Here is a 19,774-nt window from a genome sequence, read left to right as displayed (position 1 = left end):
GTCTTACTCCTTGTACGGGTCGGTGATGCCGAGTTTTGCGAGGATCTCCGTTTCCAGGCCCTCCATCTCGGCCGCTTCCTCGTCATCCATGTGGTCGTAGCCCTGCGCATGCAGCACGCCGTGCACGATCAGGTGGGCCGTGTGCTCTTCCACGCTCTTCTTTTGCTCGGCCGCTTCCTTTTCCAGCACGTCCGTGCACAGGATGATGTCGGCGCGCGTCGGCTCGTCGTCGCCCAACTCTTCGCCTTCGTTGTAGGCAAACGTCAGCACGTTGGTGGCGTAGTCCTTTTCGCGGTAGTCGCGGTTCAAGGTACGGCCTTCCTCGGCGTCGACGAAGCGGATGGTCAATTCGGCCGGCGCGAACAGGGCCGCCTTGACCCAGCGGCGCACTTTGGGGCGCGTGATCAGGCTTTCCAGGCGAGTATCCGGGTATTGCACGGACAAGGACAGTTTATTTTTTTCGGACATTTTTGGCGGCTGCTGGTTTGATCAGGGGGAGTAACTGGGCGGCGTTGGCACCGGCCGCCTGCGCCGTTTCATAGGCATCGACGATGCGGGCGACGAGCGGATGGCGCACCACGTCGCTGCTGTTAAATTGGGTGAAGCCGATACCGCGTACATCTTTCAATACGTGCACGGCGTCGATGAGGCCACTCGTCTGGCTCTTGTGCAGGTCGACTTGCGTCACGTCGCCCGTCACCACGGCCTTGCTGCCAAAGCCGATACGCGTCAAGAACATCTTCATCTGTTCGACAGTGGTGTTTTGCGCTTCATCGAGGATGACGAAGGCGTGATTGAGCGTGCGTCCGCGCATGTAGGCCAGCGGGGCGATCTCGATCACCTGTTTTTCAAACAGCTTTTGCGTGCGGTCAAAGCCCAGCAAATCGTACAGCGCATCGTACAGGGGGCGCAGGTACGGGTCGACCTTTTGCGCCAGGTCGCCCGGCAGGAAGCCCAGGCGTTCGCCCGCTTCGACGGCGGGGCGCGTCAGGATGATGCGCTTGACGGCGTCGCGTTCGAGCGCGTCGACGGCGCAGGCGACGGCCAGGTAGGTCTTGCCCGTGCCGGCCGGACCCACGCCGAAGCTGATGTCGTGTTCGAGGATGTCGCGCAGGTAGGCGATCTGGTGCGGCGTGCGCCCGCGCAGGTCGCTGCGCCGGGTTTTCAGCACGGGGCTGGCGATGTCCGGTTCCACGAAGGTGCTGATGGGCGCGTTGGCGTGGTGTTCCGAGGCGGCGGACAGGCCCGCGCGCTGTTCCACCAGGGCCAGTTGCACTTCTTCCAGCGGCACGACCTTGTTGGCAATCGCGTAGAACTGTTCGAGTATTTCCACGGCGCGTTCGGCATTGCTGCCGCCGACGATGAATTTCTCGCCGCGGCGGAAGATCGTCACGTCGAGGGCGGCGGAAATCTGGCGCAGGTTTTCATCGAGCGGCCCGCACAGATGCGCCAGGCGCGTGTTGTCCAGCGGCTCGGGAATGAAGTAATGCGGCTGTATCGGGGCTTTGGTTTTCAACTGGCTCTTTTCAATGCGGGTGCGCTGGCGACGAGTTCGCCGCGCAGGGTGTAGGAATGGCTTTCGGTGATGCGCACGTCGACCAGCTGGCCGATTAATTGCAAACCGTCCGGGCCGGCGTCGAAATTGACCACGCGGTTGTTTTCCGTGCGGCCTTGCAGCTCGCTGTCATCTGTGTCCTTCTTCGAGCGGCCTTCGACGAGGATGGTTTGTACGCTGCCCACCATGGCCAGGCTGTATTTGCGTGTGTTGGCGTCGATGGCCGCCTGCAGCTGCTGCAGGCGTGCCAGCTTGACTTCGTGCGGCGTGTCGTCTTCCAGGCTGGCGGCCGGCGTGCCGGGGCGCTTGCTGAAGATGAAGCTGTAGCTGTTGTCAAACCCCACGTCCGCGATCAGCTTCATCATGGCGTCGAAGTCGGCCTGCGTCTCGCCAGGGAAACCGACGATGAAGTCAGACGAAATGGCCATATTCGGGCGCACGGCGCGGATGCGGCGGATGATGGACTTGTATTCGAGGCCCGTGTAGCCGCGCTTCATGGCGCCGAGGACCTTGTCGGAACCGTGCTGCGCCGGCAGGTACAAATGGTCGACCAGTTGCGGGATTTTCGCATAGGCGTCGATCAGACGCTGCGTGAATTCCTTCGGGTGGCTGGTGACGAAGCGCATGCGGGCGATGCCGGGAATATCGGCCACGTATTCGAGCAGCAGGGCGAAGTCGGCAATCTCGCCGCCTTCCATCGCGCCGCGGTAGGCATTCACGTTCTGCCCCAGCAGGGTGATTTCCTTGACGCCCTGCGCGGCCAGGCCCGCCACTTCCGTCAGCACGTCTTCGAAGCGGCGCGACACTTCCTCGCCGCGCGTGTAGGGCACGACGCAGTAACTGCAATATTTACTGCAGCCTTCCATGATGGAAACAAAAGCCGAGGCGCCGTCCACCTTGGCCGGCGGCATGTGGTCGAACTTTTCGATTTCCGGGAAGCTGATGTCCACCTGCGAGGCGCCGCTGGAGCGGCGCAACTCGATCATTTGCGGCAGGCGGTGCAGGGTTTGCGGGCCGAAGACCATGTCGACATACGGCGCGCGCTTGACGATGGCGTCGCCTTCCTGCGAGGCCACGCAGCCGCCCACGCCAATCAAGAGGTCTGGCTTGGCCAGTTTCAGCTCACGCAGACGGCCCAGGTCGGAAAAGACCTTTTCCTGCGCCTTTTCGCGCACGGAGCAGGTGTTGAGCAAGATCACATCGGCATCTTCCGGCGTGTCGGTGCGTACCAGGCCGTCGGAGGCGCCCAGCACGTCGGCCATTTTGTCCGAGTCGTACTCGTTCATCTGGCAGCCGAAGGTTTTAATGAATACTTTTTTCTGCATGGAGTCGGGTGCTTATCGGTAAATGTGGCGGCAAACAAATGGGGTAAATAAGTGTGGCAAATAAGTGTGGCGGCAAGGGGGCTTGCGCCGTGCGCCACCCAGGGCGGGGACGGTGGATGACCGGCCGGGCGCTTCTGGCTGCCCGGTGGCAGGCTCGCTGCAAGTTCAGGGCATAGTTTAGCGTAAATCGCCGGGACGGGCCATGTGGTGCTGATCTTGCCGACAAGATTGCAGCGTAAATACGGCGCACGACACGACGATGCCGAAAAGCATTTATTGCCGTGCGACACCATTGATTTGTAACAAGTTGCTGCAAATCCTTGTGCGCGCCCGCTGGCATCCTAATGTGTTGAAATAGCATCGTTTCCAAGCCAACCAGCAGCTTGATTGATATTTAACAATCAGGACGTTTGCGCGAGGCGCAGATGCGGCCTGTTTGGGCTAGTATATTGTCTTATATGCAATTCATTTTAGTGAATTGCACGTGCTTTTACTCACGCGGCAAGTTGTTCACGTTGGCTGGACGTGGCTGTGCGAGTCCTGTGCAGGCAGTGCGATAAGGAGGGGAGGCGGAGGGCAGGGCTGAATTTGATGAAGACGTTTATTTAAACACTCTAAGCCAGCCTTAAGTTCGTATCGGCATTATTTTCTACATTCACCAGACGAGGAAAAATCATGGCACATCATGCATTAGCATCGCAAGAGAGTTACAACCCGAATCACCTGCTCGATATTCTGCTGAGCAAGATGCAGCTGAAAAACGACGCAGCCCTGTCGCGCCTGCTTGAAGTGGCGCCACCCGTCATCAGCAAGATCCGCCACCACCGCTTGCCGGTCGGCGCCTCGCTGCTGATCCGCATGCACGAAGTGACGGGCATGAGCATCCGTGACTTGCGCGACTTGATGGGCGACCGCCGCACCAAGTATCGTCTGTCCGACGCCCAGGGCCGTCCAAAAGCGGAAGACCGCGGCGATGCGCAAGAATCGAATTACGCGCACTGATGTGGTTGCGCGCTGACTGTGCCGCTTGCGTAGCTGCTGGCGGCAACAGGCTGGCGTGGACCGGGCAGCATGGACCGGGTAACCTGGATACACCGCAGTACCCATAACGGCTTTCGCCTCGCGGCGAGAGCCGTTGGCATTTGGCGCGGTGTTTAGCTCAGCAGTGCCGAGGTGATTTCGTCGTAGCGCAGCTCCGTTTCGCGGAACAGTTGCAGATACGTGGCTTCGCCCAGGCCCAGCGCATCCCAGGCCACCGGCGAGACGCGCGGCACCATGTCGTCGCCCGCCTGCGCCAGGTCGAGCGCGCAGGCGATGGCATTGGCCACGTGGATCAGCGCGGCCAGGAAGCCGGCCCCCGGCGTTTCCGGCTGCAGGTAATTGGCCAGTGCCAGGCGCATGGTGTCGGAAAAATTCCAGTGCTCGGCCAGTGCCACGCCTGCCTGCACATGGTCCACGCCCAGCACAGCCCGCTCCGCGTCGAGCAAGCTGCAATCGTGCGCCGCCTGGTGCGCGATGACTTGCGCATAGTGCGCGGGAAAGCTGCTGACCAGCACCAGGCGGCCGACGTTGTGCAGCAAGCCGGCTGTAAAGGCGTAATCCTGGTTGAAGCGGATCTGCCGCGCCAGCACCTTGGCGCAGGCGGCTGTCGCCACCGAATGGCGCCAGAAGGCCTTGTCGTCGAAGCCGGGACAGCGTCCTTCCGGGAAGCAACCCGTGATGGCGGCCGACGTGATCAGGCTGCGTGTGGTCTGGAAGCCCAGATAGGTAATCGCCTGCTGGATGGTGGTGGCCTTCACTTGCAAGCCATATTGGGAAGAGTTGGCCAGGCGCAAGGTTTTTGCCGTCAGTGCCTGGTCGTACGACACTTTTTTCGCCAGCACGGAAATATCGACATCGTCCAGGTCGATGCTGTTCAACAGTTCCATCACGACGGCAGGCAGCGAGGGCAGGTCATCGAGGTGGGCGACGATATCGTCGAGCGTCAACTGGGTGCTCATGCCGCGCCTCCCGTACCCAGGCGGTAAGCCGTGACATAGCTGCGCAGCAAGGTGGTGGCCACGTCTTCGGGATCGTCTGGATCATGTTTGCGGAACAGGTAGGCCAGCCGTTCGCTGTCGGTCGCCTGTTGCGCGGCGATTTCTTCCGGCGAAGGCGGCGGCGCCTGGATCGGCAGCATGTCGATGCCGTGGCGCGGCATCAGGGACAGCATGTTTTCCGTCAGTACCGCGCCTTGCGGCAACAGCACTTGTCCATGCGCGTCGAGCAAGACATCCGACAAGACCATGCCAGGACGCACTTGTTCCAGGGGTAGATGTTGATGCATGACCGCCATGACGACTCCTTAGATGATTGCGGGATATTACCATTGCCATCACGCAATGTCTCAAGCTGTCACAATGCCGCTGCAGAAAACAGGGTTGCTGTAAATCTTGCCAATACGTATGTCATACCGTACATTTGATTCAGGCTGTTGTCTGCTGACGTCTCTGTGCCCGCGCCGCGGGCCGTCGGCCCGCCTGGCCCGGGGAGTGTAGATCGATGGTGAGTATCCAAGTCCGGCTGACCCTGCTTTTTGTCGTGATCGTCACCTTGGTGCTGGGAATTTCTGGCAGCTATACTCAATATACATTGAGCCGGGAACTCGAATCGGGCAGCGCGCGCCTGCGCAGCGGCGTGATCACGCGCTTGCAGACCAGCTTGCCTTCCGCCCTGTGGGACCTCGATAAATCCAAGGTCGACAGCATCGTCGCGGCCGAAATGCTGCCGCCGGAACTGCTCGGTATCCGCGTCTACGACGCCTCCGTGGGTCTGTTCGCGGGCGAAGTGCGCGATGCGGCCGGCACCCTGGTGCCTTTGACCTCCGACGTGGCCATGGGCGGCACGCCCGTCGAGGCGCCGCTGGTGTTCCGCGACGCCGTGGCGGCGGCCACGGGGGGCAAGCCGGTGATCGTCGGCAAGGTCATCGTCAATTTCAGCCGCGCGCAGATCGATGCGGCCCTGCGCAACGAAGTGCGACGCAAGGTGCTGGAAGTGTTGCTGCTTGACATCATCCTGGTGGGTGCCCTGGCGCTGAGCCTGCGCATCGTCTTCGGGCCCTTGAAACAGTTGCGCGATGGCTTGATCGACCTGGCCACGCGCGGCAGCGATGAGGTCGAGGAGCTGCCGGAGAACCGGCGTGACGAATTGGGCGACGTGATCCGTGGCTTCAATGCCGTGCAGCGCAAGCTCAAGTTCATCATCGAGGGCAGCCGCGAGGCGGAAGACATGGCGCGCCGTTCGCAGCAGGAGACGGCGCAGGCCATGGACGAGCTGCGCCGCGCGCAGGAATCGTTGCTGCAATCGGAACGCCTGGCCTCGCTGGGTAGCCTGGTGGCCGGCGTGGCGCATGAAATCAATACTCCAGTCGGCATCGCGCTGACCAGCGCCTCGGTGCTGAAGGAAGCCACCGATCACATCAGCGCAGCGGTGGCCGGCGGCAGCGTGAAGAAAACCGATATCGTGCGCTACCTGGAAACGGCCGGCGAAAGCGCGCGGCTGATCATGAACAATGCCTACCGCGCCGCGCATCTGATCCACAGCTTCAAGCAGATCGCCGTCGACCAGGTCAGCGAGGCGCGCCGTTTGTTCGAATTGCGCGACTATATCGGGGAAGTGATCTCGAGCCTGCAGCCGACCTTGAAAAAGACGCGCATCAGCATCGAGATCGATTGCCCGTCTGACATCTTGCTCGACAGCTATCCGGGCGCGCTGGCGCAGGTGCTGACCAACCTGGTCTTGAATTGCGTCGAGCACGCCTTCGATGCGGACACGGCCGGCAACATCCATATCGGCGTGCGCCGCGACGGCGAGTGGATCGCCATGCAGGTGCGCGACAACGGCCGCGGCATCGCGCCCGACATGCTCGACCGCGTGTTTGACCCGTTTGTCACCACGCGGCGTGGACAGGGCGGCACGGGCCTGGGCTTGAATATCGTGTTCAACTTGATTGCCAAGCAGTTTGGCGGCACCATCACGGTCAGCAGCACGCTGGGGCAGGGCGCGACATTCCTGCTGCGCCTGCCCACGGTGACGCCGTTGCCGGAAAGCACCAGCAGCCCGGCATAGGCAAGGAGAAGAGACATGGCACAGCTAGAAAACAGTCAGCAAGTGGCGCTTTTGCGCGGGATCAATGTGGGTCGTGCCAAGCGCGTGGTCATGGCCGACCTGCGCAAGCTGCTGGGCGACCTGGGTTTTGCGCAGGTTCGCACCGTACTCAACAGCGGTAACGTCGTCTATGACGGGGGCAAGGTGGCACCGTCCGAGGCCGCTGCCCGCATCGAGGAAGCGCTGGTGCTGAAACTGGGCGTGGCGGCCCGGGTGACGGTGCTGTCGGCCAGTCAGTTTGCCGAACTGATCGAACAAAACAGCCTGGCGCCGACGGCCGATGCGGCCCGTCTGCTGACCTTGGTGCTGAACAATCCGGCCGATGTCCAGCGCCTGACGCCGCTCTTGCAGCGGCCGTGGCAGCCGGAAGCGCTGGCGCTGGGGCGATGGGCCGCGTATGCCTGGTGTCACGATGGCGTGCTGGCCAGCAAGGTGGTGGCGGCACTGGGTGTCATGCTGGGCGATGGCGTCACCTCGCGCAACTGGGCCACCATGCAAAAATTACATGCGCTGCTGAACGGGCCCGATGCCGCAGCCACAGCCTCATTTTCCAAGGAGCATTGATGCCTACCATTTCAGGTGCATTCGACGTCACCATCACCCCGGAAACCCTGTCGGACACGGCCGCGCAATCGGGGCTGGGACGCCTGTCGCTAGCCAAGCGCTACCATGGCGTTCTCGACGCCAGCGCACAGGGCGAGATGCTCAGCGTGCGCGCCGCCGTGGCCGGTTCGGCCGGCTATGTGGCGCTGGAACGGGTGGAAGGCAGCCTGGACGGGCGCCACGGCAGTTTTTATTTGCAGCACAGCGGCAGCATGGCGCGTGGCGCACCCAGCTTGTCCGTCAGCGTGGTGCCAGATACGGGGACGGGCCAGTTGCAAGGGCTGTCGGGCAGCCTGGCCATCCGCATCGAAGATGGCAGGCATTATTATGATTTCACGTATGACATTGCTGAGACGCCATGAACTGGGATATCGTCAAGGGCGTGCTGATCCTGCTGGCCGCCGTCAGCGCCCTGGGCACGGCCTTCGTGCTCATGTCTGCTTCGGGCCCGGACAAGGCGGGCTGCATCGCGCGCGCCCTGAAGTCAGGCATTCCTGTGGGCAATATCGAGAGAGTCTGCCGCTTGCTGGACAAGTGAGGCGGCGAAAAAAATTCCGCGCAAGGCGGAATTTTTTTTTATGGCAGCGGTATGCGCCGCCGGAATGGGGTCAGCCATCGAATTTTTCCTGTTTTTCACCATGCATGCTAAAGGCCAGCAAACCCAGTCCCACCAGTAACATCGAGACCATGCTCGCCTCTGGCACGGGCGGCGGCACGTTCGTTTGCTGCACGGCGGGGGCCGTGGCGGCGGCGGGCAGTGCGCCGTAGCGTGCACCGGCGCTGCGCCAGCGCGGGGCCGCATTGAGCGAGGCGCTCTGCGTCAGCAGGCGCGTATATGGCAAGTCCGGTGTTTCCCAGCCGGGATTGTCGCTGGTGTTAGTGAAACCGAGACTCTCGTCGCTCACGACCTGATCGCGTGCTGTGTGCGGGTTGCCGGGCGTGTCATCGCCCCTTGCCGCCGCACTCCCTGCTGCTGCCGACAGCGCCAGCATGACTACGCATAGCGGCTGAAAGATCTTCATCGTTGACTCCCTGGTTTACCGTGTGGCGCGGCCGAAACCGGCCTGCGCCTGGACGGACAATTCGCCTGTACGGAGGCGTATCATAGTTTTTCTGATGAGGTCTTATTACAGCACAAATCGTGGCAATTTTGCTACGTATATTTGCTTTAAATTACGAATATTTATCATTTTGATAGCGCGAACGCTATCGCTGCCGCACACTTGGGATGAGCACGCTATCGCTGAAAAAACACTGTTGTTTTTTTGTGCGAATCGCCAGCAGGAAAACAATATATTGATTAGTATATTGTTTATCGCACGATGCACAACATGACCGCCTGTGGGAGGGCAAGATGGAGATAGTTGCAACACAACACGCCGAATACAACCTCGATGCCATGCGCGGCTCGGCCTACAAAGCCAGCTCGCTGCTCAAGGCCATGGGCAATGCCGACCGTTTGATGCTGCTGTGCCAGCTTTCGCAGGGTGAGCATTGTGTCAGCGACCTCGAGCAAAAGGTGGGCATCGGCCAGCCTACCCTGTCGCAGCAGCTGGGCGTGCTGCGCGAGGAAATGCTGGTGGCCACGCGGCGCGACGGCAAGCAGATTTATTACCGCGTCGCGAGTGCACCCGTGCTGGCCGTACTGCAAGTGTTGTACGCGCAATTTTGCGCGCCGCGCCCCCAGTTCAACGACGAAGCGGACTGAATCCTGCCATGAACATAGCCTGGCAACACTTTACGCCGTGGGCCTCGCTGGCCGGCGGCATGCTGATCGGCCTGGCGGCTGCCCTGCTGATCTTGTTCAATGGCCGCATCGCCGGCATCAGCGGCATCCTCGGCGGCCTGCTGCGCCCGCGCAGCGGCGACCTGGGCTGGCGCATCGCTTTTCTTGCGGGTCTGATCGGCACGCCCCTGCTGTATTCGCTGTGGCAAGCCTTGCCGCCCGTGCAGATCGAGGCGGGCACGTTGGCCCTGACCGTGGCGGGCTTGCTGGTCGGCGTGGGCGTGCGCTATGGCGCCGGCTGCACCAGCGGCCACGGCGTGTGCGGCCTGTCGCGCCTGACACCGCGTTCGCTGGCGGCCACCATGGCCTTCATGGCGGCCGGTTTCCTCACCGTCTATCTGTTGCGCCATCTATGAGCAAGCTACTCCTTTCGCTGTTGAGCGGCCTCGTCTTTGGCCTGGGCCTGATCGTCTCCGGCATGGGCAACCCGGCCAAGGTGCTCGGTTTCCTCGACCTGGCCGGCCCCTGGGACCCGTCGCTGGCGCTGGTGATGGGTGGCGCCATCGCCGTGGCCCTGCCTGCTTTCTGGCTGGCAGGACGGCGCAGCACGGCGCTGTTGGGCGATTCCATGCAATTGCCTGCGGCGCGGCGCATCGACCGGCGCTTGCTGCTGGGCAGCCTGGCCTTTGGCGTGGGCTGGGGCATCGCCGGTTTCTGTCCCGGCCCCGCCCTCGTATCCCTGCTGGCGGGCCAGCCGAAGGCGTGGATTTTTGTCGGCGCCATGCTGGCCGGCATGGCTCTCTTTGAAGTGCTGGAGCGCCGCAAGCATCCCGCGCCGGCCTGAGGCGGTACAATCTGGCGCATCGCCATTCAGGATACCCATTGACATGAAGACCGTGATTTTCCGCGCCGGTGCGCGTGCCGCACTGCTGTGCAGCGTGCTGGCGCTGGCCGCCTGCGGCAGCTTGCTGAAGAAGACAGCGCCGCCCGCTCCCGCGCCCGTGGCCGACACCTTGCCCAATCCGCAAGTATTGCTGCTGGGAGAAGTGCATGACAATGCGCAAGGCCACCGCCTGCGCGTCGAGGAATTGCAGCGCCGCCTGGCAGCCGGCTGGCGTCCCGTGATTGTCATGGAGCAGTTCGACCGCGAAAACCAGGCCTTGCTGACGCGCGCCGCGCGCGATTGCGCCGACCCCGACTGCATCATCCGCGTGATGGAACAGCCGCGCTGGGACTGGAGCTTGTACCGGCCCGTGCTGGACCTGGTCATCAGTTACCAGCTGACCCTGGTCGCCGGCAATTTGTCGCCGGCCGATGCTTCGCGCATCGTGCGCGACGGCATCCAATGGGCGATGCCGCCCGCCATGGTGGCCACTTATCTGGCCGCACCCGTGCCGACCGACATCCTGGAAGGGCAACAGAAGGAAGTCCAGGCGGCCCGCTGCAATATGCTGCCCGACATGATGATCAAAGGAGTCGTCAACGCGCAGGTGGCGCGCGATATCTGGATGGCCAAGCTGATCCGCGACCAGGCGCCGCGCGATGTGGTGCTGATCGCCGGCAATGAGCATGTGCGCAAGGATATCGGCGTGCCCCGCTGGCTGAAGCTGGCCGACCCGCAACTGAACGTGCGCAGCATCGGCTATCTGGAGCAGGGCGGCACGGGTTACAAGGGCACGTTTGACTTGACGCAAACGATGCCGGCGCAGCCGCGCCCCGACCCGTGCGCGAAGTTTAACAAATAATCACTGCTGCACCCGCACCAGAGCGCTGACCCGGCTGGCCGTATCGGGCAGTTTCGGCAAGCTGTGTTCCAGCAGGTGCGCCACGGACGGTCCCGCCGTCTGGCCGCTGACATTGATCGCCGCCCCCACCTTGCCGGCCCGGTCGGACAAGGGCGCGGCCAGGGCGATCAAGCCCTGTTCCAGCGCTTCCCGCACCAGGCACCAGCCCTGGCGTGGCGCGGCTGTTCCAGGGCTTGTCCGTGGGCGGCGAATACGGCACCAGCGCCACTTACATGAGTGAAGTGTCGGAATCGGGCAAGCGCGGCTTCTTTGCCTCGTTCCAGTACGTGCCCCTGATCGGCGGCCAACTGCTGGCGCTGCTGGTGCTGGTGGCCTTGCAACAATTGCTGATCCTGCAAGAATTGCGTGTCTGGGGCCTGCGCATCCCGTTTGTGCTCGGCGCCCTGGCCACCCTGTGCGTGCTGCCGATCAAGCATACCTTGAAAGACATCAGTTGCCTGATCAAGGCGGAAATGTTCCCCGTCGAAGTGCGCGCGCCGGGCGTGGCATGTGGAAGACTATTTCTATTGATACGTGACCATCATGTACCTGATTTCCTTCATCGTCGCCATCCGCATGACGGACCCGAGCCGCTCTGGCCTGCTGAAGTAACGTTGCCGTAAAATGGGGGACACTGCGGTGTCCCCTTTTTCATCACCGCCTTTTTATCGTGCCGATCAGGAGTCCTCATGCCGTATGTTTTTCCCGCAGCGATCCAGCCCAGCGTTCCCGTCACCGGCAGCGTCGATACTTTCCCTGTCCACCGCATCTATTGCGTGGGCCGCAACTATGTCGACCATGCCAAGGAAATGGGCCACACGGGCCGCGAGGCGCCGTTTTTCTTCATGAAACCAAACGACGCCGTGCTGCCCGTGCCAGCGGGCACGACGGGCGAGTTGCCGTATCCGCCGCAAACGCAGGATTTCCAGCACGAGATGGAATTGGTGGTGGCCATCGGCAAGGGCGGCAGCGATATCGGCGTGGCCGATGCTTTGAACCACGTGTGGGGTTATGCGATAGGCCTGGACATGACGCGCCGCGACGTGCAGGGCGCAGCGAAAAAGCAGGGCCGTCCATGGGAGACGGGCAAGGCGTTCGAGCACTCGGCGCCCATCGGTTCCATCACCCCGGCCGCGCAGGCGGGCGACGTCAGCCATGCCGCCATCACCCTGCGCGTGAATGGTGAGCTGCGTCAAGGCAGCAGCATCGACATGCTGATCTGGAACGTGGCCGAAACCATCGCCGACCTGTCGACCTACTTCACCCTGCAGCCAGGCGACCTGATTTATACGGGCACGCCGGCCGGCGTGGCGGCCGTGCAGCGTGGCGACGAGCTGGTGGGGGCCATCGATGGCCTGGGCGAACTGCGCGTGAAAGTGGTCTAAGCTGTCAGGAGAACCGGCATGATGAACGATACTTATTCTGTAGCGCAACCAGCGCGCGCCGAGATCGACGCCCTCGCGGGTCCGGCCCTGCTGGAATTTGGCACGGGCTGGTGCGGCCACTGCCGCGCCACTCAGGCGCCGCTGGCCGCCGCCTTTGCGCAGCACTCCCGGGTGCCGCACCTGCGCGTGGAAGACGGCCCCGGCCGCGCGCTCGGGCGTTCATTCCGGGTGAAACTGTGGCCGACCCTGATCTTTCTTAAGGATGGCCAGGAAGTGGCGCGTCTCGTGCGTCCGCTCGACAGCGCGGAGATCGCCAGGGCGTTTGCCCTGATTGCCGCATAACTTGGGGGCAGACCCGCCGGGGGAGTGCGTCCCAATGGGATGCGCTCCGATCGCGAAGCGACTGCCCTCTGCAATTGCCCACAACTTCTTGCCGCACTGCACCACTGCGCGTATCATAAGCCGCTTACAGCAAGATCAACCGCATCCTTAGTGATGCAGCGCGATCATCGCCGGCCCGCTCCACCCGGAGGGGCCGCAGGCAAGGATTCACCACAAATGACCGATGCCGCGATGCCGACGCGCGGGTCTGGTACGGAATGCCTGGCGATACGCCGGGCCTGATACACGTCGCCCATCCCCTGACGCTTTTCCTGCCGTGCCCCGGGTAACCGGATGGCGCACGACCGTTGTTTCTCTAAATCAGCACTGATCACAGCGCGTTAGCGCGCGTTGGTACTCCGTTGTCTACCGTTAACAACGGCGTGTTGCGGCGTGGAATTTGTTTGCGAATTTAATAGCAAATTCGCAGCAAATACGCCTGCGCACAGCTATGATATGCGAACGACACGGAGACAACGTGCTGTGCTGCTGCCTGAAAAAACATCCAGAGAATGGCCTTTAGACACCCTCCCCAAGGAGCGCAGTAAATGAGTATGCCCCGGAGCACCCTTCCCAAGAAAAATTCCCCCGGCACGGTGCTGTTCGCCAGCCTGATCGGCACCACCATCGAGTTCTTTGACTTTTATATCTACGCCACCGCCGCCGTGCTGGTGTTCCCGAAACTGTTCTTCCCCGCCGGCGATCCGTCGGCCGCCGTGCTGCAGTCGCTGGCCACGTTCGCCATCGCCTTCTTTGCCCGCCCCATCGGCTCGGCCGTGTTCGGCCACTTCGGCGACCGCATCGGCCGCAAGGCCACTCTGGTGGCAGCCTTGCTGACCATGGGTATCTCCACCGTCATCATCGGCTTGCTGCCGACCTACGCCGCCATCGGCACGCTGGCACCATTGCTGCTGGCGCTGTGCCGTTTCGGCCAGGGCCTGGGTCTGGGTGGTGAGTGGGGCGGCGCAGTGCTGCTGGCCACAGAAAACGCGCCACCGGGCAAGCGCGCCTGGTACGGCATGTTCCCGCAACTGGGGGCGCCAATTGGCTTCTTCCTGTCGGGCGGCATCTTCCTGCTGCTTAGCGAAACCATGACCGATGAGCAGTTCTTCAGCTATGGCTGGCGCATCCCCTTCCTGGCCAGCGCGCTGCTGGTCATCGTCGGCCTGTACGTACGTCTGAAGATCACGGAAACGCCGGACTTCCAGAAAGTCATCGACAAGAACGAAGTCGTCAAACTGCCTGTGGCTACCGTGTTCCGCCAGCATGGCCGCATGCTGTTCCTCGGCACCATCATCGCCCTGGCTACCTTCGTGCTGTTCTACCTGATGACGGTGTTTGCCTTGAGCTGGGGTACGACCAAGCTGGGCTTTACGCGCAAGGAATTCCTCATTGTGCAGCTGTTTGCCGTGCTGTTCTTTGCCCTGACGATTCCGTTCTCGGCCGTGCTGGCCGACCGCCGCGGCCGCCGCGCCACCCTGATCTGGGTCTCCGTCGCCATCGCCATCTTCGGCCTGGTGCTGGCCCCGATGTTCGGCTCTGGCGTGACCTGGGAAGTGACCGTTTTCATGGCTATCGGCCTGGGCCTGATGGGTATGACCTACGGACCGCTGGGCACCATGCTGTCCGAGCTGTTCCCGCCCGAAGTGCGTTACACGGGCGCCTCGCTGACCTTCAACCTGGCAGGCATTCTGGGCGCCTCGCTGGCGCCGTACATCGCCACCTGGCTGGCTACCAACCATGGCTTGCAATACGTGGGTTATTACCTGTCGCTGGCAGCCGTGCTGACGTTGGCTGCCCTGCTGATGGTGGGCAAGCCACGTGCGGGCAAGGAAGCCTGGGAATAAACGCCCGCGCTAGCTGCATGCCACTGAACTGAACCCCGGAAGTTGGATGCCAACTTCCGGGGTTTTTTTATGGCGGTCGCATCACGCCACCATCCTGGCCGACAGACCCGGCTCTCAGCCTCCCGAGCCGCCTACCACTTTGGCGTGTACTTCAAGGTGAACTGCACATTGCGCGGGTCGCCGAAGTGGTTGTTGCCGCCCGTGTCGTTATAGGACGGGATCACGTAGCGCTTGTCGAGCAGGTTGTTGACGTTAACTGCCAGCGACAGTTGCGGCGTGGCTTGCCAGGCCAGGCGCGCGTTCCACAGTGAGAAGCCGGCCACGTCGAATGAACGGCCGAAGTCCAGCGTATGGCTTTGCATGTTCACGCCGGCGCCGACGCTGAACTTGTTCCACTCGCCGGGCAGGGTATAGCCGGACCAAAGGCGCAGCATGTGCTTTGGCGTCCAGGTCGAGAAGACTTCGCCCTTGTTGTCAGGATCGTCGAGGTAGGTCGTCGTCGTGTAGGCATAGCCGGCCGACAGCTGCAAGCCGCGGGCTACCTCGCCGGCCACTTCCGCTTCCAGGCCCTGGCTGCGCACCTTGCCCGAGGCACGCGAGCAGTACCAGCCGTCGCAGGCGAAACCGGCAGCGTAGTCGTTGACGGCGCGATCCTTGTGCTGGTAGCGGAATACGGCCAGCGAGGCATTGACTTTGCCGTCCAGCAGTTCGCCCTTGACGCCCGCTTCATAGCTGTCGCCCGTGATCGGCTTGAGGATCCGGCCCGCCGCGTTGCGGTTCGTTTGCGGCTGGAACACGCCCGTATAGCTGGCGTAGGTGGACCATTGCGGCGTCAGCGCATACATCAGGGCCGCCGATGGCGTGAACTTGGCCGTAACGCTGGTGGTGTCGGCTGTGCCACCCTTTGGGGCATACACGAAGTCATACCAGCTGAAACGCCCGCCCAGCAGGGCTTTCAGATGGCTCGTCAGCTGGCCGTTCCAGGTGCCATACAGGCCTTTCTGGCGCATGTCGTAGGTGCTGCTGGAGCTCATGCCGCGTGCGGCGATGGTGTCGAAGTCCTGCCATGGGCGATGATGGTCGATATTGAATATCTGCGCGCCTTGTGTCCAGGCGCGCGCAAAGCGGTCGTCGGAATGGAACTTCACATAGCTGGCGCCCACGACGACTTCCTGCGCGATGCCCAGGCCATCGAATTTGCCGCGCACAAAGGCGTCGATGCCGCGCTTCTGGTTCTCGAAATCGGTGGAGAAGTCGCCGTACATGGAACCGCTGCCATCGGCCTTGATGGTGCCGGCCATGCGCTGGTGGGTCGAATTGGTGCTTTCATTGACGCCCAGCGCTGCCGTCTTGAAGCTCCACTGGCTGTTGAAGTGGTGCTCCAGGTCCAGGTTGACGGTGGTCTGTTCCACCTTGCTGCGGTTCCAGTCGGCGCCCGTATAGGTCGAACGAGGCAGTCCCAGCTCGCTGCCGTCGGCGTAGCGCGCCAGGCCGACGAACATCGGGCGGCCACGCCCGTTGATGTTGCTCATGGCCAGGCCCAAAGTGGTGGCAGGTCCCAGGTCATAGTCGAGCGCAGCGTACAGGGTGCGGTTCTTGCTCCACACCTGGTCGATGAAGGAGTGGGTGTCGTCTTCATCGACGATCACGCGTCCGCGCAGGCTGCCGTCCGCATTCAATGGGCTGCTGACATCGAGCTGGGCGCCGTAGTGGTCCCACGATCCGGCGCGGGCCGTGAGCGTGACCTGGCGCGTGGCCAGCGGGCGCTTGCGCACCAGGTTGATGGAGCCGCCGGGGCTGCCCGTGCCTTCGAGCAGGCTGGAAGCACCGCGCAGCACTTCCAGGCGGTCGTAGATGACCATGTTTTCCTGGCCCCAGTTACCCAGCGCGTAGGTATTGCGGTCGATCGGCACGCCGTCGTACTGCCATTGGTCGATCTGGAAACCACGCGCCGTGATCACCACGCCCGGGCCCACGCCATGCACGCCCACCACGCCGGTAACGTTGTTGACCGCCTCGCGCAAGTCCGTGATGCCCTGGTCGTCCAGGCGCTGGCGCGTCAGCACGCTGACCGATTGCGGCATGTCCTTCATCGCTTGCTCGCCCTTGCCGAGGGTGATTCTGCGCGCCGTGTAGGAGCCGCTGCCTTCCGTGGTGGCGCCTTGCTCGGCCTGGCCGACGACGGTAATCGAGGGCATGGTGCGCTCGGCCGCCGAGGCAGCACTTGCCGCCGCCGTGGGCGCGGACGCCGGCGCGGCTACCAGTACATAGCCGGTCGCCGTCTTGCCGATGGCGTAGCCGCTGCCGCGCAGCAGCACGGCAAAGCCGTCCGCGATGGCGTAGCTGCCTTGCAAGCCTGCGCTGGTTAAACCCTGCACCTTTGAGGCATCGATGACGATGGACACGCCCGCCTGCTGGGCATAGCGGTTCAGGGCACCGGCCAGCGGACCGGCGGGGATGGCGTAGCTGGCGACAGCCGGCGCGGCCTGGGCGACTGCCTGGGCGTGCAGGCCGGCGCCAGCCAGCAGCATGGCCGCCAGGGCCAGCGGGCGCAGCCGCGTGCGCAGGGTGTTCGGGGATGAAACGGCAACGACTTGAGCGTACATGGTGACAGCCTTTTTTGAATGATCTCAGCTGCCTTGACGCACGAGATGCGCAAAGTGGAACCGCGAACGCACAATTTCTTATTTATTTTTTGGCGGGATCGCGGGCGGGAGCGTCGACCATCACCAGGTAGCGCGTCAGCATGCGGATGCGCAGCTGCGGGAAATTGTCGATCAGCAGTTGCAGCGCCTTGTCCGTGTCGTCCAGCGGCAGCACGGCGGCCACGCGAATACCCGCCATCTGCGCCCGGTCGTAATGCAGCTGGCCGGGCCGGTGGCGGGCCAGCTCGTCGAGCACCTCGGCCAGCGGCAAGTCGTCGACCACCAACTGGCGCGCGCGCCACGCTTCCTGCACGCTGGCCGCATCGATGGCTTGCAACGGGCCCACGCCATTTTCCGTGATGCGCGTGCGCTGGCCCGCCTGCACCACGACGGCCGGATGCTGCTGCACCTGCGCCAGCACTGTCGATTCCAGCATGCTCAAGATGGTGGCGCCGTCTTCCCTGCGCACGACAAAGCGCGTGCCCAGCGCGCGGATCGCCGCCTGCTTGCTGTCGACGATGAAGGGGCGCTGTGCATCCTTGGCCACGTCGACGAGGATGTCGCCACGCACCAGCTCCACATGCCGTTCGCCTGCATTGAAACGCACGTTGACGGCGCTGTCGCTGCCCAGGGTGAGGCGGCTGCCATCGGCCAAGGTGTGCGTCTGCCATTGCCCTGTGGGGCTGCGCAGGTCGGCCAGCAGGTAGGCGGGGCGCTCGCTGATGACCAGTGCGCCGGTCAGCACCAGCACGGCCACGGCGCTGGCCGTGGCCAGCTGGCGCAGACGCTGGCGGGGGCGCTTTGGTGCGATGGCGGCCAGGGCGGCGCGCGCGGGCCTATGGTTGCCGCCGGCCGGTTCGCGCACGGCATTCAATTGGCGCAGCAGGTTTTCCATGCCGGCGGCCGCGCTCGCGTGCAGCGGGTCGGCCGCCTTCCATGCGGCGAAGCCGGCCTGCGCCATGTCGCGCTCGGCCGGGTCGTCGGCGCTCAGGCGCACGATCCAGTGCGCGGCCTGCTCGGCTGCCACATCGGTGCGGGGGCTATTCATGCCGCCATGGCCGGACAAGCGTGGCGGCAGGCCAGCAAGGCTTGCACCAGGTATTTTTGCACCATGCGCGTGGAGACGTTGAGCTGAGCCGCGACAGCGCCCTGCGGCTGTTCTTCCAGGTAGTGCAGCAAAAAGGCGTCGCGCGCCTTGGCCGATAAGCCGGCCAGCGCCGTAGCGATCTGCTCAAGCGCCTGCACGGCCATCAGGATCTCGTCGGGCGAGGGCGCGCCGGGCAGGCTGTCGGCCAGCAGGGCCAGTTCCGCCAGGTAGCTGCGCTCGAGTATCTGGCGGCGTGCGCGGTCGAGCAGCAATCGCTTTGCCGTCGTGGAGAGATAGGCGCGCGGTTCGCGCATGCCGAACAGTGCGTCGCGCGAGGCGATGATGCGCACAAACGTGTCTTGCGCCACATCGGCTGCGCCATGCGGGCAACTGAGTTTTTTGCGCAGCCAGCCGAGCAGCCAGCCGTGATGCTCGCTGTAGAGCGATTGCACTTGCTGTTGCAGGCTGGGCTGGGCGATGGACATAAGGTGGCGAAGGATTATGAATGAGAATTATTCTCATTGTAAGCGCCAGTGCCGGCTTGCCACAATCCCCAATGCTTGCCGATGGGGCAGGTGTTGCTTACAGGCCGCACGCGAGGCGGCCCAGAAATGAAAAAACCCGCCGCTGCGCGAGGCAGGGGCGGGTTTATCAAGACTGCAAATTCTTGGTGGTGATAGGTGGACTTGAACCACCGACCCCAGCATTATGAATGCTGTGCTCTAACCAACTGAGCTATATCACCAAACAGACCGGTCAGACCGGATGCTGGTTGCGACCATGGCGAACCATGATCCTTGTTCTTTGGTGGTGATAGGTGGACTTGAACCACCGACCCCAGCATTATGAATGCTGTGCTCTAACCAACTGAGCTATATCACCCAACAGCCGAGCATTATCCAGTCTTCCCATTTCCTTGTCAATGCCGGCCATGAAAAATCTGTGGGTTTTTCATGACCGGCTGGCGCTGTGATTATTTTTGTAACGGCGTCAGCAAGGGCTGGATCTGCGCCAGCATGGACGAGGCCGGGTCGGCGCCCAGGCAATCGATGACGATGCGTTCCGGCATCGAGCGTAACCAGAGTCGAGCCTAGCGCATGGCCAGTTGTTGTGTGGCGACGCTTATTTCAGCAAAGGGACGATTTGTGCCAGCATGGCACTGGCCGGGTCGGCGCCCAGGCAATCGATGACGATGCGTTCCGGCATGGCGCGCAGCCTAAGTCGAGCCTAGCGTCTGGCCGGTGGTTGTGTGGCGACGCTTATTTTAGCAACGGGACGATTTGTGCCAGC

At 62.9% G+C, this 19,774-nt stretch carries 22 protein-coding genes, 2 tRNA genes and 1 pseudogene; 13 read left to right on the top strand and 12 right to left on the bottom strand.

The features are described 5' to 3' along the window. Positions 1–3: 3 nt before the first annotated feature. From ybeY to miaB, 3 genes are read right to left on the bottom strand one after another with little or no spacing between them, the layout of a single operon-like run. Positions 4–468, bottom strand: coding sequence for an rRNA maturation RNase YbeY (ybeY, locus tag ACQ4WN_RS01320; RefSeq protein WP_436549922.1), 465 nt, complete (start codon positions 466–468; stop codon positions 4–6). Then, positions 452–1,516 (bottom strand): PhoH family protein, encoded by a 1,065-nt coding sequence (locus ACQ4WN_RS01315; protein ID WP_436524890.1) that lies wholly within the window; start codon positions 1,514–1,516, stop codon positions 452–454. Before ACQ4WN_RS01315 ends, ybeY begins: the two co-directional genes overlap by 17 nt. Further along, entirely contained in the window at positions 1,513–2,880 is a 1,368-nt protein-coding gene (gene miaB / locus ACQ4WN_RS01310) for a tRNA (N6-isopentenyl adenosine(37)-C2)-methylthiotransferase MiaB (RefSeq protein WP_436549921.1), read from the bottom strand. Before miaB ends, ACQ4WN_RS01315 begins: the two co-directional genes overlap by 4 nt. A 675-nt stretch (positions 2,881–3,555) precedes the next feature. Here miaB and ACQ4WN_RS01305 point away from each other — a divergent pair. Then, positions 3,556–3,882 carry a hypothetical protein gene (locus tag ACQ4WN_RS01305; protein ID WP_034746769.1) on the top strand — a complete coding sequence of 109 codons (327 nt, stop codon included), beginning with the start codon at positions 3,556–3,558 and terminating at the stop codon, positions 3,880–3,882. Between the two features lie 152 nt (positions 3,883–4,034). Here the strand turns inward: ACQ4WN_RS01305 and ACQ4WN_RS01300 are convergent, their stop codons facing one another. Beyond that, positions 4,035–4,880 (bottom strand): HDOD domain-containing protein, encoded by an 846-nt coding sequence (locus ACQ4WN_RS01300; protein WP_436549920.1) that lies wholly within the window; start codon positions 4,878–4,880, stop codon positions 4,035–4,037. Beyond that, a complete protein-coding gene (locus ACQ4WN_RS01295; RefSeq protein WP_436549919.1) occupies positions 4,877–5,215 on the bottom strand; it encodes a hypothetical protein in 339 nt (112 codons plus the stop codon). The genes ACQ4WN_RS01300 and ACQ4WN_RS01295 overlap by 4 nt, the downstream gene beginning before the upstream one ends. A gap of 206 nt (positions 5,216–5,421) precedes the next feature. Here ACQ4WN_RS01295 and ACQ4WN_RS01290 point away from each other — a divergent pair, with 206 nt between their 5' ends. Genes ACQ4WN_RS01290 through ACQ4WN_RS01275 form a run of 4 tightly spaced genes read left to right on the top strand, consistent with a single transcriptional unit; the run spans position 5,422 to position 8,167 of the window. Then, a complete protein-coding gene (locus tag ACQ4WN_RS01290) occupies positions 5,422–6,987 on the top strand; it encodes a sensor histidine kinase (RefSeq protein ID WP_436549918.1) in 1,566 nt (521 codons plus the stop codon). A 15-nt stretch (positions 6,988–7,002) separates the two neighbouring features. Next, complete coding sequence (locus ACQ4WN_RS01285) at positions 7,003–7,590, top strand: DUF1697 domain-containing protein (protein WP_436549917.1); 588 nt, start codon at positions 7,003–7,005, stop codon at positions 7,588–7,590. Further along, positions 7,590–7,991 (top strand): DUF3224 domain-containing protein, encoded by a 402-nt coding sequence (locus ACQ4WN_RS01280; protein ID WP_436549916.1) that lies wholly within the window; start codon positions 7,590–7,592, stop codon positions 7,989–7,991. Before ACQ4WN_RS01285 ends, ACQ4WN_RS01280 begins: the two co-directional genes overlap by 1 nt. Then, a complete protein-coding gene (locus tag ACQ4WN_RS01275; RefSeq protein ID WP_436549915.1) occupies positions 7,988–8,167 on the top strand; it encodes a hypothetical protein in 180 nt (59 codons plus the stop codon). Before ACQ4WN_RS01280 ends, ACQ4WN_RS01275 begins: the two co-directional genes overlap by 4 nt. 70 nt (positions 8,168–8,237) lie before the next feature. On the opposite strand, the gene ACQ4WN_RS01270 is transcribed toward ACQ4WN_RS01275, so the two are convergent. Beyond that, positions 8,238–8,651 (bottom strand): hypothetical protein, encoded by a 414-nt coding sequence (locus ACQ4WN_RS01270; RefSeq protein WP_436549914.1) that lies wholly within the window; start codon positions 8,649–8,651, stop codon positions 8,238–8,240. Positions 8,652–8,983: 332 nt separating this feature from the next. On the opposite strand from ACQ4WN_RS01270, the gene ACQ4WN_RS01265 reads away from it, so the two are divergent. The 4 genes from ACQ4WN_RS01265 to ACQ4WN_RS01250 are packed head-to-tail and all read left to right on the top strand — an operon-like array spanning position 8,984 to position 11,100. Further along, a complete protein-coding gene (locus ACQ4WN_RS01265) occupies positions 8,984–9,337 on the top strand; it encodes an ArsR/SmtB family transcription factor (RefSeq protein WP_436549913.1) in 354 nt (117 codons plus the stop codon). A gap of 8 nt (positions 9,338–9,345) precedes the next feature. After that, positions 9,346–9,771 carry a YeeE/YedE family protein gene (locus ACQ4WN_RS01260; protein WP_436549912.1) on the top strand — a complete coding sequence of 142 codons (426 nt, stop codon included), beginning with the start codon at positions 9,346–9,348 and terminating at the stop codon, positions 9,769–9,771. After that, the gene (locus ACQ4WN_RS01255; protein WP_436549911.1) at positions 9,768–10,199 is read left to right on the top strand and encodes a DUF6691 family protein; all 432 of its coding nucleotides are present in this window, start codon (positions 9,768–9,770) and stop codon (positions 10,197–10,199) included. The genes ACQ4WN_RS01260 and ACQ4WN_RS01255 overlap by 4 nt, the downstream gene beginning before the upstream one ends. A 43-nt stretch (positions 10,200–10,242) precedes the next feature. Next, a complete protein-coding gene (locus ACQ4WN_RS01250) occupies positions 10,243–11,100 on the top strand; it encodes a ChaN family lipoprotein (RefSeq protein ID WP_436549910.1) in 858 nt (285 codons plus the stop codon). On the opposite strand, the gene ACQ4WN_RS01245 is transcribed toward ACQ4WN_RS01250, so the two are convergent. Beyond that, positions 11,101–11,295 carry an IclR family transcriptional regulator gene (locus tag ACQ4WN_RS01245; RefSeq protein ID WP_436549909.1) on the bottom strand — a complete coding sequence of 65 codons (195 nt, stop codon included), beginning with the start codon at positions 11,293–11,295 and terminating at the stop codon, positions 11,101–11,103. Between the two features lie 17 nt (positions 11,296–11,312). On the opposite strand from ACQ4WN_RS01245, the pseudogene ACQ4WN_RS01240 reads away from it, so the two are divergent. From ACQ4WN_RS01240 to ACQ4WN_RS01225, 4 genes and pseudogenes are all read left to right on the top strand, one after another. After that, positions 11,313–11,588 (top strand): annotated as a pseudogene (locus tag ACQ4WN_RS01240) (MFS transporter); the annotation flags it as partial. Between the two features lie 240 nt (positions 11,589–11,828). Then, positions 11,829–12,524, top strand: coding sequence for a fumarylacetoacetate hydrolase family protein (locus ACQ4WN_RS01235; RefSeq protein WP_436549908.1), 696 nt, complete (start codon positions 11,829–11,831; stop codon positions 12,522–12,524). 18 nt (positions 12,525–12,542) lie between these two features. Further along, entirely contained in the window at positions 12,543–12,866 is a 324-nt protein-coding gene (locus tag ACQ4WN_RS01230; RefSeq protein WP_436549907.1) for a thioredoxin family protein, read from the top strand. 587 nt (positions 12,867–13,453) lie between these two features. Continuing rightward, a complete protein-coding gene (locus ACQ4WN_RS01225; RefSeq protein ID WP_436549906.1) occupies positions 13,454–14,752 on the top strand; it encodes an MFS transporter in 1,299 nt (432 codons plus the stop codon). Positions 14,753–14,883: 131 nt separating this feature from the next. On the opposite strand, the gene ACQ4WN_RS01220 is transcribed toward ACQ4WN_RS01225, so the two are convergent. The 5 genes from ACQ4WN_RS01220 to ACQ4WN_RS01200 all read right to left on the bottom strand — a co-directional run bounded on the left by ACQ4WN_RS01220 (position 14,884) and on the right by ACQ4WN_RS01200 (position 19,366). After that, on the bottom strand, positions 14,884–17,358 hold the full coding sequence (locus ACQ4WN_RS01220; RefSeq protein ID WP_436549905.1) for a TonB-dependent siderophore receptor: 2,475 nt from the start codon (positions 17,356–17,358) through the stop codon (positions 14,884–14,886). Positions 17,359–17,440: 82 nt separating this feature from the next. Next, a complete protein-coding gene (locus ACQ4WN_RS01215) occupies positions 17,441–18,445 on the bottom strand; it encodes a FecR family protein (protein ID WP_436549904.1) in 1,005 nt (334 codons plus the stop codon). Then, a complete protein-coding gene (locus tag ACQ4WN_RS01210; RefSeq protein WP_436549903.1) occupies positions 18,442–18,969 on the bottom strand; it encodes a sigma-70 family RNA polymerase sigma factor in 528 nt (175 codons plus the stop codon). Before ACQ4WN_RS01210 ends, ACQ4WN_RS01215 begins: the two co-directional genes overlap by 4 nt. 183 nt (positions 18,970–19,152) lie before the next feature. Continuing rightward, positions 19,153–19,229 (bottom strand) — tRNA-Met (locus ACQ4WN_RS01205). Positions 19,230–19,289: 60 nt separating this feature from the next. Next, positions 19,290–19,366, bottom strand: a tRNA-Met gene (locus ACQ4WN_RS01200). Between the last annotated feature and the right edge of the window lie 408 nt (positions 19,367–19,774).

Origin of the sequence: Janthinobacterium pasteuri (assembly GCF_051380775.1) — a bacterium.
GTDB lineage: Bacteria > Pseudomonadota > Gammaproteobacteria > Burkholderiales > Burkholderiaceae_D > Janthinobacterium.
The sequence above is the reverse complement of the archived record's forward strand: the minus strand, read 5'-3'. Positions and strand labels throughout refer to the sequence as shown.

Bases quoted from the DNA above. Each gene is read 5' to 3' on its own strand.
- ACQ4WN_RS01280 (WP_436549916.1), top strand. From the start codon at position 7,590: ATGCCTACCATTTCAGGTGCATTCGACGTCACCATCACCCCGGAAACC.
- ACQ4WN_RS01235 (WP_436549908.1), top strand. From the start codon at position 11,829: ATGCCGTATGTTTTTCCCGCAGCGATCCAGCCCAGCGTTCCCGTCACC.
- ACQ4WN_RS01210 (WP_436549903.1), bottom strand. From the start codon at position 18,969: ATGTCCATCGCCCAGCCCAGCCTGCAACAGCAAGTGCAATCGCTCTAC.
- ybeY (WP_436549922.1), bottom strand. From the start codon at position 468: ATGTCCGAAAAAAATAAACTGTCCTTGTCCGTGCAATACCCGGATACT.
- ACQ4WN_RS01255 (WP_436549911.1), top strand. From the start codon at position 9,768: ATGAGCAAGCTACTCCTTTCGCTGTTGAGCGGCCTCGTCTTTGGCCTG.
- ACQ4WN_RS01250 (WP_436549910.1), top strand. From the start codon at position 10,243: ATGAAGACCGTGATTTTCCGCGCCGGTGCGCGTGCCGCACTGCTGTGC.
- ACQ4WN_RS01230 (WP_436549907.1), top strand. From the start codon at position 12,543: ATGATGAACGATACTTATTCTGTAGCGCAACCAGCGCGCGCCGAGATC.
- ACQ4WN_RS01275 (WP_436549915.1), top strand. From the start codon at position 7,988: ATGAACTGGGATATCGTCAAGGGCGTGCTGATCCTGCTGGCCGCCGTC.
- ACQ4WN_RS01285 (WP_436549917.1), top strand. From the start codon at position 7,003: ATGGCACAGCTAGAAAACAGTCAGCAAGTGGCGCTTTTGCGCGGGATC.
- ACQ4WN_RS01225 (WP_436549906.1), top strand. From the start codon at position 13,454: ATGAGTATGCCCCGGAGCACCCTTCCCAAGAAAAATTCCCCCGGCACG.
- ACQ4WN_RS01215 (WP_436549904.1), bottom strand. From the start codon at position 18,445: ATGAATAGCCCCCGCACCGATGTGGCAGCCGAGCAGGCCGCGCACTGG.
- ACQ4WN_RS01295 (WP_436549919.1), bottom strand. From the start codon at position 5,215: ATGGCGGTCATGCATCAACATCTACCCCTGGAACAAGTGCGTCCTGGC.
- ACQ4WN_RS01290 (WP_436549918.1), top strand. From the start codon at position 5,422: ATGGTGAGTATCCAAGTCCGGCTGACCCTGCTTTTTGTCGTGATCGTC.
- ACQ4WN_RS01270 (WP_436549914.1), bottom strand. From the start codon at position 8,651: ATGAAGATCTTTCAGCCGCTATGCGTAGTCATGCTGGCGCTGTCGGCA.
- ACQ4WN_RS01265 (WP_436549913.1), top strand. From the start codon at position 8,984: ATGGAGATAGTTGCAACACAACACGCCGAATACAACCTCGATGCCATG.
- miaB (WP_436549921.1), bottom strand. From the start codon at position 2,880: ATGCAGAAAAAAGTATTCATTAAAACCTTCGGCTGCCAGATGAACGAG.
- ACQ4WN_RS01305 (WP_034746769.1), top strand. From the start codon at position 3,556: ATGGCACATCATGCATTAGCATCGCAAGAGAGTTACAACCCGAATCAC.
- ACQ4WN_RS01300 (WP_436549920.1), bottom strand. From the start codon at position 4,880: ATGAGCACCCAGTTGACGCTCGACGATATCGTCGCCCACCTCGATGAC.
- ACQ4WN_RS01220 (WP_436549905.1), bottom strand. From the start codon at position 17,358: ATGTACGCTCAAGTCGTTGCCGTTTCATCCCCGAACACCCTGCGCACG.
- ACQ4WN_RS01260 (WP_436549912.1), top strand. From the start codon at position 9,346: ATGAACATAGCCTGGCAACACTTTACGCCGTGGGCCTCGCTGGCCGGC.